General features: G+C 39.4%; 14 protein-coding genes. All 14 read right to left on the reverse strand.

Annotated elements, in window-relative coordinates; all coding sequences use genetic code 11:
• The coding region (locus MHI02_RS16680) for an NAD(P)-dependent oxidoreductase (RefSeq protein ID WP_341166122.1) at window positions 1–769 on the reverse strand (769 nt) is incomplete at its 3' end.
• A gap of 172 nt (window positions 770–941) precedes the next feature.
• The gene (locus MHI02_RS16685; RefSeq protein ID WP_204797792.1) at window positions 942–2,129 is read right to left on the reverse strand and encodes a thiolase family protein; all 1,188 of its coding nucleotides are present in this window, start codon (window positions 2,127–2,129) and stop codon (window positions 942–944) included.
• Window positions 2,129–3,295 (reverse strand): acyl-CoA dehydrogenase family protein, encoded by a 1,167-nt coding sequence (locus tag MHI02_RS16690; protein ID WP_145542928.1) that lies wholly within the window; start codon window positions 3,293–3,295, stop codon window positions 2,129–2,131. Before MHI02_RS16690 ends, MHI02_RS16685 begins: the two co-directional genes overlap by 1 nt.
• 15 nt (window positions 3,296–3,310) lie before the next feature.
• On the reverse strand, window positions 3,311–4,090 hold the full coding sequence (locus MHI02_RS16695) for an enoyl-CoA hydratase/isomerase family protein (protein WP_341166123.1): 780 nt from the start codon (window positions 4,088–4,090) through the stop codon (window positions 3,311–3,313).
• Window positions 4,091–4,101: 11 nt separating this feature from the next.
• Window positions 4,102–4,947, reverse strand: a complete 846-nt coding sequence (locus MHI02_RS16700) for a 3-hydroxyacyl-CoA dehydrogenase (RefSeq protein WP_216883954.1) — start codon at window positions 4,945–4,947, stop codon at window positions 4,102–4,104.
• Complete coding sequence (locus MHI02_RS16705) at window positions 4,947–6,929, reverse strand: TRAP transporter fused permease subunit (RefSeq protein WP_204797725.1); 1,983 nt, start codon at window positions 6,927–6,929, stop codon at window positions 4,947–4,949. The genes MHI02_RS16700 and MHI02_RS16705 overlap by 1 nt, the downstream gene beginning before the upstream one ends.
• Window positions 6,930–6,960: 31 nt before the next feature.
• Window positions 6,961–7,956, reverse strand: a complete 996-nt coding sequence (locus MHI02_RS16710; RefSeq protein WP_204797726.1) for a TAXI family TRAP transporter solute-binding subunit — start codon at window positions 7,954–7,956, stop codon at window positions 6,961–6,963.
• Between the two features lie 54 nt (window positions 7,957–8,010).
• The gene (locus MHI02_RS16715) at window positions 8,011–8,679 is read right to left on the reverse strand and encodes a 3-oxoacid CoA-transferase subunit B (RefSeq protein WP_341166124.1); all 669 of its coding nucleotides are present in this window, start codon (window positions 8,677–8,679) and stop codon (window positions 8,011–8,013) included.
• Window positions 8,663–9,349 carry a CoA transferase subunit A gene (locus MHI02_RS16720; protein ID WP_060667711.1) on the reverse strand — a complete coding sequence of 229 codons (687 nt, stop codon included), beginning with the start codon at window positions 9,347–9,349 and terminating at the stop codon, window positions 8,663–8,665. Before MHI02_RS16720 ends, MHI02_RS16715 begins: the two co-directional genes overlap by 17 nt.
• Before the next feature lie 884 nt (window positions 9,350–10,233).
• The gene (locus MHI02_RS16725) at window positions 10,234–13,437 is read right to left on the reverse strand and encodes an AAA family ATPase (RefSeq protein ID WP_204797728.1); all 3,204 of its coding nucleotides are present in this window, start codon (window positions 13,435–13,437) and stop codon (window positions 10,234–10,236) included.
• The gene (locus MHI02_RS16730) at window positions 13,418–14,128 is read right to left on the reverse strand and encodes a hypothetical protein (RefSeq protein WP_047185940.1); all 711 of its coding nucleotides are present in this window, start codon (window positions 14,126–14,128) and stop codon (window positions 13,418–13,420) included. Before MHI02_RS16730 ends, MHI02_RS16725 begins: the two co-directional genes overlap by 20 nt.
• Complete coding sequence (locus tag MHI02_RS16735) at window positions 14,073–15,497, reverse strand: hypothetical protein (RefSeq protein WP_047185939.1); 1,425 nt, start codon at window positions 15,495–15,497, stop codon at window positions 14,073–14,075. Before MHI02_RS16735 ends, MHI02_RS16730 begins: the two co-directional genes overlap by 56 nt.
• Window positions 15,473–16,783, reverse strand: coding sequence for a DUF2399 domain-containing protein (locus tag MHI02_RS16740; RefSeq protein WP_204797729.1), 1,311 nt, complete (start codon window positions 16,781–16,783; stop codon window positions 15,473–15,475). Before MHI02_RS16740 ends, MHI02_RS16735 begins: the two co-directional genes overlap by 25 nt.
• Before the next feature lie 326 nt (window positions 16,784–17,109).
• A complete protein-coding gene (locus tag MHI02_RS16745) occupies window positions 17,110–17,469 on the reverse strand; it encodes a DUF779 domain-containing protein (RefSeq protein ID WP_060667714.1) in 360 nt (119 codons plus the stop codon).
• Window positions 17,470–17,512: the final 43 nt, after the last annotated feature.

Genomic DNA, 17,512 nt, shown 5'->3' on the forward strand with positions numbered 1-17,512 from the left:
AAAAAACATCCATCCCCGCACGGAGAAACTGCTTTTTCTTTAGCGCGTCCGCTAGATCCTTTTCGTGAATAATTCCACCGCGTGACGTATTAATCAAAACGGCACTTTGCTTCATCAGATTGAAATATTTTCTATCGATTAACTCATACGTTTCATCGGTTAACGGGATATGTAAACTAATCACATCACTTTCACGAAAAACCTTTTCCATGCTTTTAGTAAGTTCTACCCCTATTGTATCTGCGTTCTCCTGTCTTTCGGGTTTTATCGTACGAACATAAGCAGTGACGTCCATATCAAAACCAAGCTTCATGATTTTCGCTACCTTTTGAGCAATCGTCCCAAACCCAATCAACCCAAGTTTCTTCTTATGAACTTCTAGCGTATATTTTCCGTCACGATAATTATAATTTCCTTGTTTCGTTTCTTGATGAAAGGCTACGAGATTCTTCATGGTTGCTAAAATTAAACTTAATGTATGTTCTGCTGTTGCTTGACTATTAAGTTTTGGTGCATGTAATACTTTAATTCCTTTTTCTGTTGCATAGGCTACATCTATGTTATCAAGACCAACACCCGCTCCGGATATTGCCTTTACATTTTTACATGCATCGAGAATAGCTGGCGTAATTTGGGCAGGTGCTCTTAATATAATGCCTTCAACAGAATGATTCTTTAAAAAATGAATAATTTCCTTTTCATTAAAGTCAGCAAATTTAGTCACATTCGCTAAGCGATTTAATAATTTTTCCCCATCTGGATGATACATCGGGAGAATCTGAACAATATGTCTTTTCAGTTCGTTTTCCTCCTTTGATTTACGTATTCTTATTCATGAAAATTCTTCCCCTTCTCATTAGAAATCCGTAAAGGTTGTAAATTCCTCTATTTACTACCTAATTCATAGGAAGCTGGCAAAAAAATGCCAGCTTCCTCCCTTTTTATGGAAGATACTCAACTATAGTAGATATTCCTTGCCCCCCACCAATACATAGGGTAACAAGACCGTATTTCTCACCTCTACGTTCCATTTCATGAAGTAATTTTGTCATTAAGATGGCTCCTGTTGCGCCAATTGGATGCCCGAGGGCGATTGCTCCACCATTGACATTCACACGATTTATATCCATCTCCGCTTCTTTAATAACGGATAATGCTTGCGCTGCAAATGCTTCATTTAACTCGATTAAACCAATATCATTTATGGATAAACCACATTGCTTTAAAGCCTTTTGAGTGGATTCTACAGGGCCAATCCCCATAATTTCAGGAGAAACACCGCTAACTGCTTGAGCGATAATTTTCGCTTTTGGTTTCAAACCATACGCCTTCATTTTCTCTTCGTTCATCATTAATACTGCTGCTGCACCATCATTTCTGCCACTGGAGTTCGCTGCGGTAACGGAACCATTTTCTTTAAAGACAGGTTTAAGTGTGCTTATCTTTTCAACCGAAGAAAGTCGTGGATGTTCATCTTTTTCAAAAGAAATCGTCTTTTTACGTTCTTTTACCTCAAACGGAACGATTTCTTCCTTAAATTTACCTCCATTAATCGCTTGATCCGCTAATTCCTGACTACGATGGGCAAATTCATCTTGCTCTATCCGGGAAATATTATATTTTTCCGCTAAATTCTCTGCCGTTAGTCCCATTGTCAAATTCCCATATTTCTCCACTGGCTGTGAACACGGTTGACTTTCCGTATTTGGATCGAGCAGTAGCCCATTTCCTGCCCCGTAACCATAGCGTGCATTGCGAATATAGTACGGTGCAGTACTCATACTTTCTGCTCCACCTGCAACAACTACATCGGATAACCCCATCCTTAGTTGCATTTCCGCATTATTAATTGCTTGCAACCCTGACCCACATTGACGATGAACAGTGTAACCTGTAACAGATACAGGTAAATCAGCACGTAAAGCAGCTAACCTTGCTAAGTTTGATGTGTCCGCGCTTTGTTTTGCTTGTCCAAGAATGACCTCATCAACTGCAACCTCTGGACCATATCTTTGGAGCACTTCACGAATAACCTTTTCCGCCAAGTGATCGACGGGAACGTTTTTTAACGTCCCTCCCATTTTTCCAATTGCCGTTCGGACAGAGCCAATAATATAGGAATTCTTCATCATGATTTAACCTCTTTCTTCTTTAGACTTCGGATTAATTCACTTGCGATAATATTCCGTTGTATCTCAGAGGTACCTTCATAAATTTTCGTAATTCTTGCATCACGATAATATCTTTCAATCGGATAATCTTTCATATAGCCAATTCCCCCATGAATTTGTACCGCGAGATCTGCAACTTTATTGTAAACCTCTGAACCAAATAGTTTGGCAATTGCTGCCTCTTTCACGACACGTTGGTTCTGGTCTGTCATCCAAGCAACCCGGTAAGTCATGGAACGTAATACTTCAATTTGCATGCTAATTTCAGCTAACATATTTTGCACGCTTTGGATTTCTAGTATTGGTTTTCCAAACTGTTCTCGTTCGCTAGCATAGGACAAACAATGCTCTAGCAATCTTTCACATGAACCAAGGTTGCGTGCTGCTAAACCCGCACGACCATTTGCAAGAATCTTCAAGGCATTAATATATCCATTTCCTTCTTCCCCTAAGACATTCTCAGCTGGAACTTCCATATCTTCAAAAAATAGCTCTGCAGAATGGGAACCCCTTAGGCCCATTTTTTGTTCCACACTACCGAGTTTAAATCCTGGAAAGTCCTTTTCAACAATAAAAGATGTAATTCCTTTTGCTCCTTTTGAAGGATCTGTTACGGCCATCACGGTGAAAACATGACCATCTACGGCGTTCGTGATATAGTGTTTCGAGCCATTTAGAATGTATTTATCCCCTTTTCGAACTGCAGTAGTTTTCAGATTAGCAGCATTAGAGCCCGCACTTGGTTCGGTTAGGGCAAATGCTCCAATCCATTCTCCTGATGCCATTTTAGGCAAATATTTTTGTTTTTGCTCTTCTGTACCAAGTTCCACAATTCCGACAGAACCTATCCCAGTATGTGCTCCGATTAGTGTTGTATACCCGTTATGTGTCTTACCAAGTTCTTCATAGATAGCACATTTTCCGACCATATCAAGGCCAAGTCCGCCATACTCTTCTGGTATACTTAAGCTGAATAGCCCCATTTCTTTCGATTGTTCAACGATATGTTCCGGAATATGATCTTTTTCCTCGATTTCCATTGCTACTGGTTCCACAACTTCTCGCACAAATTTCCTTACATTCTCCTTTAAAAATTTAATATCCTCAGCAAATTCAAAATTCATATCCTGCATCTCCCCTTATTTATTTTGAAATTCAGCTTGCCTTTTTTCGATAAAAGCTGTTGTCCCTTCTTGCTTATCCTCTGTTCCAAAAGCTATCGACTGGGATAGTTTCTCTATCCATAATGCCGTTTCCATATCGAGGTCATAGCCTTTATGGACTGCATGCTTCGCTAATTGGATGGCGACTGGACCCTTCCTCATAATCTGACTAGCAACTTCTTCTATTTTTTCTTTCAATTCCTCACGCTCGACATAATAGGTAACTAGACCAATTCTTTCTGCTTCTTCACCATCAATCATTTTCCCTGTTAATATCATGTCCAGCGCCCGGCCTTTTCCAATTACTCTGGCAAGCCGTTGTGTCCCACCAGCTCCAGGAATAATTCCCAGATTCAATTCCGGTAAGCCAAACTTGGCATTTTTCGTTGCGATTCGTATGTCACAAGCTAATGCAAGCTCACATCCCCCGCCTAATGTATATCCATCAACGGCGGCAATCGTTACCTTGCTACAGTTCTCGATTTTCTGGTAAAGTCCTTGCATCCCCGGAACAAGTGCCTCTAGCGGTTTTCTGGCTTGCAACTGTTTAATATCCGCACCTGCAGCAAATGACTTCCCACCTGCACCTTGAACAACTATTACCTTCACATCTTGGCTTTTCTCCGCCTCATCTAATGCGCCTTCAATTTCGGCTAACATCTTAGTATCAAGCGCATTTCGTGCTTCCATTCGATTTAAAGTAAGAAAATAAATACCTTGTTGAATTTCCACGTCGACATAACTGACAGGTTCCATCCGTTTCCCTCCTAGCTATATTCATAGAATCCTTTTCCACTTTTCTTACCTAATCTACCTGCTTTGACATACTTCACTAAAAGTGGGCAAGGTCGATATTTCTCACCTAATGTTTCATATAAATACTCCATATTCCGTAATCGCGTATCAAGGCCTACTAGATCAGCTAGTTCCAGCGGTCCCATTGGATGGTTCAACCCTAGTTTCAGTGCTTTATCAATATCCCCTGCACTAGCCACGCCTTCCATCAACATGTTCATCGCTTCATTCCCAATTAAACAATTCATTCTTGATGTTACAAAGCCCGGAAATTCATTTACTTCCACCGATTCTTTATTTAATTTGGAAGCAACTTCTTTTACATAGGCGACCGTTTCATCCGATGTCTCCAAACCACGAATGATTTCCACTAATTTCATTTTGTGTACCGGGTTAAAAAAATGCATCGCGACAACTTTATCTGGTCGTGACGTTTGCGCACCAATTTCCGTTGGACTCATCGTGGAAGTATTAGTTGCCAAAATCGTATCTGGCTTACAAATTTGATCCAATTTCTTAAAGACATCAATCTTTAATTCTATTTTTTCTAATACAGCCTCAATGACTAGGCTAGAATCTTTCGCTACTGTTTCAAGATCCGCTTCATAATGAATATTGCCTAAAGCATGTTGATAGACTTCCTCACGTACATATCCTTTTTCAAAACTAGTTTCTAACAAATGCGTAATATCCTTCTTAGCCCTTTGAAGGATCTCTTCACTAATATCATTTAGGAAAACGGTATACCCGGCAATTGCACAACTATATGCAATTCCTTTTCCCATTACGCCTGATCCGACTACGGTTACTTGGTTCATTAATACATCTCCTTTGCATCTTCATATGTTTCTGTAATTAGTAGATCTTTTCGGAAGTTACGTTGGAATAGATATATAGCGACCATAATAATCACCCCAGCGACATCTGTATAAATTCCAGGAATGACCATTAGTAGTGAACCGATAAATAAGATGACTCTCTCATACCAAAACGAATGACGTAACAACCACCCTTCTATTGCGCATGCAATTCCAATAATCCCTATCGTTGCAGTGATGACCGATAGCAAAATTGCTGGTGCCGAACCAACTAATAAGAGTTCTTCCCCATACACGAATAGAAAAGGGACAATAAACGCTGCAAGCCCTAATCTTACTGCTGTTAACCCCGTCTTCATCGGATCAGAACCTGCAATCCCTGCTGCTGCGAAGGCCGCCAATGCCACCGGTGGAGTAATAGCTGATAATGCAGAAAAATAGAATACAAACATATGGGCAGCTAATGGGGATACTCCTAGTTCAATCAATGCCGGAATCGTCAATGGTACTTGAACTAGATATGCGGCAACCGTCGGAAGACCCATTCCTAAAATAATACTAGTAACCATCGTGAAAATAAGAGTTAAAATTAAAATCCCGCCCGATAGATCAATGATAATACTACTAAATTTCAAACCGATACCAGTTAAACTAATCATTCCAATAATTAGCCCTGCCGCTGCACAGGCTACTGCTGTTTCAAGGGATGCCTTAGCACCTAAATCTAACGCTTTAATAATCGTCTTAAATGAAAGTCTGCTAGCCTTACTAATCGCAGCAATTAAAACTGTTGCAATAATGGCATACAATCCTGCTTTCATCGGAGAACTACCAGCAACTAGCAAAACAACAATCAGTACAAGAGGAACAAAAAACATAAACCCCTTTTTGAATACTCCCCAAGTACTTGGTAACTTCTCTTTGTCCAAACCTACTAGACCATTCCGTTTCGCCCGTAAATCAACTTGAACATATAAGCATAAATAATAAAGTAGTGCTGGAATAATGGCCGCAATCGCAATATCCATATAAGGGACACCTAAATAGGCAGCGATAATAAAGGCGGATGCTCCCATGATTGGTGGCATAATTTGCCCACCAGTGGATGCCACCGATTCAACGGCCCCGGCAAAATCCTTCTTATATCCCGTTTTCTTCATTAGAGGAATCGTAAAAGTCCCAGTTGTTACCGTATTCGCCACGGCACTTCCAGAAATGGTTCCTAGAATAGAACTAGCAATAATTGCAGTCTTTGCAGGACCACCACGATATTTCCCCATTCCAGCAACAGACAGATCAATAAAGAACTGCCCTGCACCAGATACTTCTAGGAACTTCCCAAATAGTATAAATAAGAAGATAAACGTTGCGGATACGCCAAGTGGGGTACTAAAAACCCCTGTCACTGTATAGTACAAGTGATCAATGATCCACATCGTTGTAAATTCACGATGGGATAACGCACCAGGTAATAGATGCCCCCAGAAGCCATAAGCCAAGAAGAGTAATGCAAGAATGACTAGTGTATTTCCTATCACGCGCCTTGTTGCCTCAATCAGGACTAGACCGGCTATAATACCAAGTGCAATCTCGAATGGTGTCAGTGCTTCAATATAACTCATACGAGATTGAATCTCTTGGGCATTAAAGATAAAGTAGGAGTAAGATACGATGGTCAATAAAATTAAAATCCAATCATACCAAGGAACTCTTTCCCCTGATGAAGCTTTTTTACTAGGTTTATAGATAGCAAATACTAGAATCAAAGCAAATCCAATATGTGCGGATCGTTGCAAAATCGATTCGAATACACCAAATAATGCCGTGTAAAGATGAAAAATGGACATTCCAATGGCAACAATCGAAATAGCGGTACTAAAGGAGCCTTTTAAGTTTCTTACCTTTGCGTTGGGGATACCATCATCATCAAATTCTGAAGATGCTTGAGTCTCCGTGTTTTCAATTAAATCCTTTTCACTCATTTTTTCACTCTCCTTTCTTCGTTATATTTGTTTACTTCATGGCTCCAACTTCCTTGTAATATCTCTCCGCACCTGGGTGTAACTTACCAACATTATTTTCAACCGAATATTCTGGTGTAAAATCACTCATAATGGAAGAAATCGTTTCCCATGTATCACGATTCTCGAACATCATTTTTGTTAAATCATAAACTGCTTCTTCGCTCATTAAATCATCATTAACAAGTAATACCGTATAACCAGCAACGGTTCTCACATCTTCTTTTTGCTTCGGATAGGTTCCAGCTTCAACTGTATAATCTAGATATCCTTCATTTTTTTCATGTAAACCCGCAACAACTTCCTCATCAAGTGGGATTAAGCGAAGACCAAGTGTTGTATCTAATTCTTGAAAAGTAGAAACTGGTGCTGAAATCATCCCTGTTATTGCATCAATATGACCATCTCGTAATAAGTCCGCTGCTTCAGATGTTCCGACATATTCCACACCACCTAAATCATCGTAAGTCATATCGTGAAGCTCTAACACATCCAGAAAGGCAAGCTCCCCGCTATATCCTTTAATTCCCGGACTTACTATTTTCCCTTTTAAATCTTCAACCGTGTAAATATCCGAATCTGCACGGACAGCGATATGAAATACATTCGGATAGAGTGTTGCAACTGTACTGACATTATCAATTGGCTCTTCAAAAGCTGCAATACCATTTAATGCTTCTGGAACCGTTTGACCATTACTAAATCCTATATGGTAGACCCCTTGACCAAGCCCAAGTAAGTTAGAAACGGAGCCGCCTTCAACAATCGTAGTAGATGAATCCGGAAAAACTTCTGTCATGACATCCGCCATTGCGCCAGATAATGTATACCAAAATCCACCAACCGTCGCTGAGCCAAAAGTTATTTCGTTCGGCACTCCACTTTCTGTAGCTGCGGCATCCTTTCCAGCTCCATCAGACGACGAACAACCGATTAACATGAGCGACATAGCAGCCATACCTATAAACAAACCTAGTAACTTTTTCATTCTTTTCCTCCTTGTAATCTTATTTTTTAAGGGCTTTTAAAACTTTAAATTAACTTATTTGGTTATTTTTGAGGATGATATTTTCACATTGTCACATCCAAATTCAACTCCGGTTATTTCCTTTAGTTTCTCCATGCTAATATCCGATAAAATTTCAATTAATTCTGTTCCGGTATCGGTGAATTTAAATACTGCATGTTCAGTAACGAGTAAATCTGCTCTTCTTGTGCCACTACTAGGAAAAGTTAATTTATCGACAAGTTTTGATTTTCCATCCTTTGCTTGCAACGTGCATGCAATAATAATTCGTTTTGCGCCAGCCACAAGATCAATTGCCCCACCTACACCTAAAATGCTTTTTCCTGGGACTGCCCAATTTGCTATTTCACCATATTGGTCTACTTGTAAAGCTCCTAATACAGCTACATCAATATGACCACCACGTATCATTACAAACGAATCTGAACTGTCAAATAAAGAAGCCCCCTTCTCCATCGTAATCGGCTTCTTACTTGCACTAATTAAATCCATGTTTACATTTTCATCATCCGGAGTTGGTCCCATCCCTAATAATCCATTTTCGGATTGAAGGAATACTTTCTTCTCCCCAAGAAAATCCGGTATTAACGTTGGTATTCCTACACCAAGGTTTACAATTTGCCCCTCCGATAACTCCTCTGCTACACGCTTTGCAATTTTAATTCGTTCAGATTGACTCAACATATACACCGCCCTTCTTCACATATTTATTTAATACAACATGATCGACATAAACATGTGGTGTAACAATTTCTAAAGGATGCAAATCCCCTACTTCTACGATTTCATCTACCTCTGCAATTACTATTTCCCCTGCCGTTGCCATCACCGCGTTAAAGTTTCGTGCTGTGTGATCATATATAAGATTCCCTAGTGTATCCGCTTTCAAAGCTTTGATAATAGATACATCCCCCTTGATAGCTTGCTCAAGAATATACGTTTCTCCATCAAACACTTTTTGCTCTTTCCCGTCAGCAAGCGTAGTACCGATACCCGTCTTTGTATAAAAACCACCAATTCCTGCTCCTCCACAGCGAATAGCTTCAGCTAGTGTACCTTGTGGAACAAGTTCGATTTCAAGTTTTCCCTCTTTCCATGCCTCAACCGCATCTCTGTTCGTCGTAAAATAAGATCCTACCGCTTTCTTTAAATTACCAGATACTAACAACTTTCCTAGTCCTTTACCAACTTCCCCCAAATTATTGCTAACTACAGTTAGATCACGTATATTCGAATTTGCTAATTCATCTAGCAATGTAAGTGGTGTGCCAGATAAGCCAAATCCACCGACTAAAAGCGTGTCGCCATCCTTTATGTAGTTTAACGCATCCGAGCGATCAATTAATTTGTTCATAAGCCTTCTCCTCCCTGGAATGGTATACATTTAGCTTTTATCATCTTTCTACAACCAGAACTTTAATTAATGAGTTGGATTGTAGATATTCAATCCCCCTTCCACCTACTTTTTGGTCATTCCGTATTTCGGAATGAATATTCTGATTTATTATATTTAACATTCTAATTCAAATTTTCATAAAAATCAATAAAAATTTTTGGCGGATTTTGTAGGATTGATTTATTAAAGGAGGAATATGTGACCGCTAAAGCATTGCACACTGACAAAATGTTTGTATTAAAAAGTAAAAGCAGCCCCACTGTTACTAATAGTGAGAGCTGCCTTTTAAAACTTAAGGATCTTGAAGTTTTATTCTAGATTTATTGCAAAAGTAAACAAAATACATGTATAATATAAATACAATTATAATAAGCTAAAAATAGTCAGAGTGCTGCTAACACTCTGACTAGGCAACATACATGCCGCATGAAGAGCGGCTGACCTAAAGTATTGAAGTTTTATTTAAAAGTAGCCAATCTAACCTTTGGACTAGGGAGGACGGTTACTTTTTTCTTTGTAAGACTATCATCACAATAATTGTTACGGCTCCTATCAAAACAATGTTTGAAGTAAGTGCTATCATTATTGTGCTATGAACACCCTCTTTAGCAACATACATGCCGCAAAGAAGAGCGGCTGACCTTAGATATAAGTTTCAAAAAAGTAACTACCCATTTACCTTTGGTCGGGGCTGGGCAGTTACTTTTTTCTTTCTATGGTGATCACAAAGGATACTTTCTTTTCCAAATAAAACATACTCCATTTCCTTGTGAAAAGAAGGACTCCACTTTACGAACACCACCATGTATCTATTTGACATGAGTGGGACCTGTCCCTGCATCTCATTCATTAACTCGCATAACCTTAAATACTGTACTTTTTGGTATATTCGGGTTATGGTGCACCACATATGCTTTAGAAAAGCGATAAAGGTACTCCTCTTCATGTGACTTCGGTGTAAGAATAATCATTTTCCGCTTCAATTCCTGCTCATATAATTCAAACACTTTATCCTTTCTTCCCTCATCAAGTGCACTATCAAACTCGTCTAGAACAATATAGCCCGGAGATGCTTCGATTGTTTGTAGCAAGGCTAGAGCAAACAATAAGGAACTAAGAGATTCCTCTCCACCAGATACACCTTTTCCAACTTTTCCTCCTCGTGCTTTCACACTCACATCTTCTAATTTTCCACGGTGGCCTTCTTTCCGCGCTTTAATGAATAGGGTGTACCGAATTCGGCCACGTCGATCGGTGTTCATGTCCCACTCAATTTTCCCTTCAAATCCGAACATGGACATATAATGAACAAACTTTTGATTCACACCAATTATTTTCATGTTAATGGTATCTTCTAAATCTTCTTTAAGCCGTTCCATTCTATCCGTATATTCTTCCAATAAAAGTTTTGATTTTTTCACTTCATTTTCGGACCGATCGTATTCCTCTTTCATCTTCTTGTAATTCTCCGGTGCAGCTTCATCAATACCTGTTTCATTCACCGCGTTGTCATATTTCGTCTTTCCAAGGTCTCGCATTTCCTCTGCTTGTGGCTTTGTTGTTTCAGGTAACTGTTCCGCCTCTTCCTCAAACTTCTCGATTAGCCGTTGTGCAGTTTCCTGTAGCCTTATTACTTCTTTCCTTGTTCTAGAATAGGCCTCTTCACTCGTTACCCGCTCATCAGACTTATTCCTTATTTGTCTCTCTATTTGTTCAATCTCACGGTCTTGATAGATAACTTTATCTTCCAAGTCCTCCAAATCTCTTACTAACCGTCTCTCTTCACGTCTCTTCTCATCCAGTAAATCTTCCAATTCATTTAGCTGATCGTTTTTCTCTTTTTTATCTTGTTTTAGCTCAGCTACCAAACCTTTTAATTTTTGTACTTTAGTAATTTTTTCTTGTTCTTTTTGAAACTGAACATATGTTGCCTGAAATTCCTTATAGGTTGAAACCTTCTGCTTCCATTCAGCAAGCGACGTATTAAGCCTATTTATTTGAGACTGAATCGTATATTGCTCCTCTAGAACGGTACTCTTTTCACTATTTAACTTGTCAAATTGGTTTCTCCGCCATTCTCTTTCATTTTCTTTCGTTAAAAATGCTTCAGCATCCTTCAGTGACTCGCGCCGACTAAACAATATCGAATTTCTATTATTTAACTCATCAATTTCTTTCGTAAGTTGATCCATCTTATCCCCGATTGTGCCAAGCTCTTGTTCTAGCTTAACCTGATGGCTTTGCAACACTTTTTCACTTAAAATAATTTTATTTTCTTCTTGGGATCCTCTTATCCCCTGTTGATCCATTAACATCCCTTTTTCAATCACAGGCATTTCTTTGGTAAAAAAGGTTTGCGTCCACCATAGTGCTTTTACGGCAAATACATAAAGGTTATCACTTAAATTATCCTTAATCTTGATATGTTTGTCCGGAAGATGGGTAATTGTCTTTTTGGGAATTACGTTTGGCAATGGGACATGATACAAGTCATTTGGCGCTTGAAATACTTTTTTGTTAACAAATAATGTATATTTAATCGTATCAAATAACTGCTCATCACTTTGTTTTGCCGTCTCATCTAACTCCAGAAGCTCACGCAACGGATAGACTTTAATATTGTTTTCTTCAAAGTAATGAATCGACTCCTCCTGGCGAGGGCTGTATACCTGATTTTTTCGGAGGTACTCTAGTTCCTTAAATAACGCTTTTTCTTTCCCTACCAGTTCACGTAGCTCATCTTTATTAGAATCAAGCTTCCGTTCGTTCCTGTCCATTTCCGCTTGAACAGCACCGCTACTATGATACGTCTCAATTAGATCTCTCACTTGTTTTTGCTTCTCATTGTCTTGCTCGATTTCCACTTCCAATTTTGCCAATTGTGGTGTTAACTTGTCTAAAGTTTCCGCAAGGCTTTTACTCATTTCTTCCTTTTCACGAACAGAGACATCCAACTTAGCGTAGGTTTGTTCCGCTTCACTCAACGCCTCAGTAACTTCCTCTTCTGTCATGCCAATACGGTCTACTTTTTTAGTAATTTCTTCAATTTGATCAGAGATGGCATCTAGTTCTTCTTGCGTTGCTTTTAACTTTTGATTGGACTCCTCTAACTCATCCACCAATTCCTGTTTACGCACGTCAAGCAAGCCAAGCATTTCCGTAAACTCTGCATGCTGCTCTTTTTGCTCAACGTGATGGATGACTAGTGTTTTTTTCTCATCCATCTTTTCTTCCTTTGTATCAATCAATTCCTCAATCTGGCCTTTTAAGGAATCAATTTGCTTCAGATGATAATTTTCCAACCATTTCAAACCAAGATAATATTGCTTAAACCCTTCCTCAAGCCGACGGTTCCGATCGTGGTACCTATCGAGCTCCATCTTTTTTTGCTTCAGATGCATTTTGTTAAGCCCTTGTTTACTCTCTGCCTCTTGCAGGCTTTGTTCCGTTTCCTTCACAAGCTCCTTACTTTGCTCCCAATTTTTCTGGATCTTATCAATTCCATTCATTTCACTAAAAATCCGGAACCGCTCTTCGGGATGCATAACCGCAAATTGATTCACTTCTTTTTGATACCAAATCAAATAAAACTCATCAGGATCAACCGCATACTTATATAGCACTTGGTTTTTATATTCGGAAAAATTAAGATTTCCACCAGAAGAAAATTTCGTTGACCGCTCCCATTCGTCCATCACATCTCCCTCTTCAATGTAAAACTCCTTCTTAATTGGATCCCCTGGCTTTTGCTCAATATCTAACCGAAATTGAACGAACTGTGGGGCATCGACCTTAACCTTTCCTTCATTTTTGAAAAGCAGTTCAATTTTTGCCCGCCATGTTTGATCTGATGGAAGATTATTAGACTTTAATCCTTCTAAATCAACCTTACTAGAATAAAGTACCCCACCCATACAAAAAGTAATGGTTGACTTACCAGCACCATTTGGTCCAGAAATGAGAATGTGATCATCTTTATCTGAAAAATCCATAACCGTCGGGGTATAATCACGAATACCAGAAAATCTAAGTCTCCATGGAATCATCACCCACACCTCCGTTCATGTTGTATCGTTTAAAGAACCGTAACACGTCTTCCATATGAAGCTGATTCGACTGACTAAATTCCGCATACCGCCGCAAATACGAATCGGAGAACATATGTACACCAATAGCCGTAAGTTGATACGCCTCTTCATCAGAATTCGTATCATAAACTTCAATTGCACCAATTTTTTTCAAAGGATCTAAGTTTGCTTGAATTTTCCTTGTCACCTGCAGAGATTCATGACCAAAACTATGAATCAATTGTGAGAAAAGCGTGTATTCATTTTGCAACACCTCTTGGTGATAAAAAATAAACATGAGAATCGCAAGGCTCTCCTTGTTCAAGACATTTCTCGCTTGTTTTGCGGGTACTCGCATTAGCGCTACAACTTGGTTTCTACGCTCATCATAAATCACCTTAAAATAACGGCTAAGCCCTTGATTCACCCGTTTAATAAATGAAGCAAAAGCTTCCTCATCATTCGTAATACCAAGTAATTTCTCCACTTCCTTACGTGATAGACCAAAGTTCCCCGTTCGGATGGTAGCAGAAGAAGAAAACAAGATTTGCATAAAGACAAGCTCTTCTTCCTTTGTCAAAAACCCCTGTATCGACTGCAAGGCTGACAAGGGATTAATATTTTGAATCTCTTCTTCCTCGTTTTCTAATTCCATAGGTTCCTTGTTCATCCTCTATCCACCTCCAATCTCTCTCCGTCTTATTGTCATCTAATTTTCGATTTGCTTTCTCATCGATATCTGCCTTTTTATTAGCAATGAGTGCAGACACACCAATTAGACCATTTAAGACGTCACTCCATTTATCAGATCCAGCCTGAACTACTAATTCATCTAGTCCTGCTTCGTCTACGTTATCGAGGTATTTTTCAATCTGCTCGGTATGAATCATTTGTTTCGTCATTTGCCATCTTGAGTCTCCCATAAGCTCTTCTAGTTGATCCTCCATCACTTCTTCTAATTCTGGAAAATCCTCTTCCACCGTTTCTTCGATTTCCTCCGTGATTGGTTCATAGTTCTCCACATACTCGATCCCCTCATCAATTGCCACCGGCGGCAAGGGACTAGCAAATTTGACCGGTACCCACATACCATCCAATTCCTCATCCTCATATTGTCCCTGTTCCATAAAACTAAGGATTTGATGAGCATTAGGTATATCCGAACCTATTGGTGGATCAAATGACTTCACAATAAAATTCCGGAAGAGTTCAGGATGGATTGTCTTGATAAAATCTGTCTCTTGCAGATGGGCAAACTTAAGAATCTTGTTTATCGTCCCAAGACTTATCTTTGTTCCTTCACTTATCGCTGTTGTTCCCCTTTGCTTCACAGTAGCAAAAACAAGTTCCTGGTCTAGCGTTTCAAATTTAGCAAGCCTTTCAACCATTTTTACTTCCAATTCTTTCATCAATTGATGGATAACCTCTACCTGGTTCAATGCGTTGCGATCGGACAAATACTCTAACTCTCTTTCGGTTAATAGCGAGACCGCTTCCTCCACATTTTTAATCATACTCATTAGTTTGTTCCCACCAGAAATGCCCTTATCATCATAAGCCTCACTTAGCTCCGCATCTCTTTTTGCTTGGAAAAGCGATCGTTGAACATCATCATTCAAATAATACGCAAGGGAATCATTAGCAAGCCGAATCAAGACATCCATCATTCGCTTACCAACATCACGCATCTTGATTCGCTTCCCCGTTTTTGCAATCCAGTTGTATTTTCCCAACACAAACGTCAAGTGTTTTATGAAGCCGATTGTCATCTCTTCGTCATAACCGAACGTATGACGGTAACGATAAAAAAGTGTTTCCTCATTCTCGATTGGATCCGTAATCCCAAGCGCCTCTTGATTAATAATATTTAACACTCGCAAAAAACGTAGGACGTGAATCGGCGATTGAAAATATTCCTTATCACTTAGTTCACTCAACACGCCAGATAATGCCGCAATATCACGCATGGACTGAAGAAGCTCTGGCTTATCTCCATCTGTATCAAAAATGGAAATTAAGGCTTTATCCAATTCTTCCAATACCTCACTCCTCCAATCTCTTGTTCCTGTTCTTCCTTCCCAGCTTGAATCGACTGTTTATACCGTATTTCAAACTCCTCTATATCAGTTACGATCTCTAACGGTGGAACCACCCACTTTGTAAGGACTTGCTCATTTTCAGTCAGCTGGAAAATTTCCTTAGCAATCGTTAAACCCGCTTCATCGACATCCGTCCAGATAATTACTTGTTTCACAAAGGGAACGAGATTTCCAATCAATTGTCGGTGTGCTGATCGCAACTGCCCATCAATTCCTAACACAAAGCTCTTGGAATCTAGTAAAAATTCTTCTTCATAGGCCATCCGCGTTAACACGCCTCTATTCTCCACCAACCACAACACTTCCGCACTCGTTTGAAAGTTGTCGGTAAAAACCGCTAAATCGGTTGTAGCGTGAACACTCCCATAGCTGTACGTTACTTTTTTCCCACTCATTGGTCCGGAAAAAAATATCGGCGTAATCGTACCCAAACTAGCAAGACCTAACAAATGTAACGGACGTTCGAGAAATCGTTCTGCCTCTTCAATGAAATCTTTTTTATAGGAGTCAAATTCCTTTGACCCTCCTATTTTCCGATAATAACGAGCGCCAATTTGCTTCCAGTCATAATGATGTTCAATAGCAGCAATCTGGTACAAAGCTACTAAGAAATGTAAGAATAGGACTTGCTTTCTAAACCTCCAAGAAGGATTTACTGTTTCCATTTTATCAACTTGGCCTTCTAAAAACCGTTGTCCCTCATTGGCAATCAGTTGTAATCTATTTTCTAATAAGTCTAGTAATTCTAAGCGGAGCCCATCCTCCACTTTACCAGTGCCCCTCGTTTCTTCCCAGCGTGTTTTCCATTCATGGATAAGCTGCTTTTTTTCTTCTTCCTTTTGTTTTTGAATGAACTGTTGATATTGAAAAAGACCATAACCCATTCGATATTGCTCACTCTTCAAGGTCCGCTCATCTTTTTCAAAGCGATATTCCCTGATCAACCAACCATTACGAATCCAATCATACGTTTCATCTGATAGAGTCAAATGCTTCTTGACCTTTGAACTACTAAAAGCTTTTACTAGTTTTTCAGGTGGTGAGACCGTATGATCAGTAACGATTCCGATGGTTAACCTAGCAACTGTTCTTCTTGTTCTAGCAGTTCTCCTGATAACAGGGATATCCACGTTTCCGTTGTTTTCATTTATATCTATTAAATGAAGTTCTTCATTTTTTAATAAAATGTGCTCTTCTAAATACTCTTTCCATTCACTTGGAATCAAGCATTCTCCCCCCTCTACTTCCTAGTATATTTTATCACAGAGACGGGGGCTATCCTCCATCGTGTGAACTGACAAATTTATGTAATTGAGTTTTTACAACTACGACTTTCGAAATGGATTATCTCTTGTTAAATAAAATAAGACGGGTGCTATGAACACCCGCCTAAGTTAACATACATGCCGCAAGAAGAGCGGCTGACGTAAGAGATATAAGTTTCGTTTTAAAGAAGTAATTACCCTACACTTTGACCTAGCGGGGGCGATTACTTCTTTTTTCTATTGGTGACTAGTGCGATAATCGCAACAATTGCTGTCAGTCCTGTTCTTCATTGATTAAACAGTACTTTCCTCTCCTCCCCCGTAAACACCCGCGACCTCGTTAAAAATCGTTTGCCTTCAGGACCCTCCAGAGAAAACATTCCCCCGCGTCCATCGACAACATCAATAATAAGCTGCGTATGCTTCCAATACTCATATTGATCTTTAGCTATGAAAAATGGTGTGCCGCTAATTTCCCCTAAAAGGATGTCTGAATCTCCTGTACGAAACTCATCCCTTGGATAACACATCGGGGAACTCCCATCACAACATCCTCCTGATTGATGAAACATTAATGGCCCATGAAGATCTTTTAATTTGTCAATCAATTTCAAAGCCTCTTCCGTCGCAATGACACGTTTAACCATGTGATACCTCCTTTTTAATGAAAAAAGGAGCAACCCTTCACGA

This window comes from Oceanobacillus sp. FSL K6-0118 (assembly GCF_038006665.1).
Taxonomy (GTDB): domain Bacteria; phylum Bacillota; class Bacilli; order Bacillales; family Amphibacillaceae; genus Oceanobacillus; species Oceanobacillus caeni.

Bases quoted from the DNA above. Each gene is read 5' to 3' on its own strand.
- MHI02_RS16700 (WP_216883954.1), bottom strand. From the start codon at position 4,947: ATGAACCAAGTAACCGTAGTCGGATCAGGCGTAATGGGAAAAGGAATT.
- MHI02_RS16685 (WP_204797792.1), bottom strand. From the start codon at position 2,129: ATGAAGAATTCCTATATTATTGGCTCTGTCCGAACGGCAATTGGAAAA.
- MHI02_RS16745 (WP_060667714.1), bottom strand. From the start codon at position 17,469: ATGGTTAAACGTGTCATTGCGACGGAAGAGGCTTTGAAATTGATTGAC.
- MHI02_RS16720 (WP_060667711.1), bottom strand. From the start codon at position 9,349: ATGAACAAATTAATTGATCGCTCGGATGCGTTAAACTACATAAAGGAT.
- MHI02_RS16690 (WP_145542928.1), bottom strand. From the start codon at position 3,295: ATGAATTTTGAATTTGCTGAGGATATTAAATTTTTAAAGGAGAATGTA.
- MHI02_RS16715 (WP_341166124.1), bottom strand. From the start codon at position 8,679: ATGTTGAGTCAATCTGAACGAATTAAAATTGCAAAGCGTGTAGCAGAG.
- MHI02_RS16725 (WP_204797728.1), bottom strand. From the start codon at position 13,437: ATGATTCCATGGAGACTTAGATTTTCTGGTATTCGTGATTATACCCCG.
- MHI02_RS16705 (WP_204797725.1), bottom strand. From the start codon at position 6,929: ATGAGTGAAAAGGATTTAATTGAAAACACGGAGACTCAAGCATCTTCA.
- MHI02_RS16695 (WP_341166123.1), bottom strand. From the start codon at position 4,090: ATGGAACCTGTCAGTTATGTCGACGTGGAAATTCAACAAGGTATTTAT.
- MHI02_RS16710 (WP_204797726.1), bottom strand. From the start codon at position 7,956: ATGAAAAAGTTACTAGGTTTGTTTATAGGTATGGCTGCTATGTCGCTC.
- MHI02_RS16730 (WP_047185940.1), bottom strand. From the start codon at position 14,128: ATGAACAAGGAACCTATGGAATTAGAAAACGAGGAAGAAGAGATTCAA.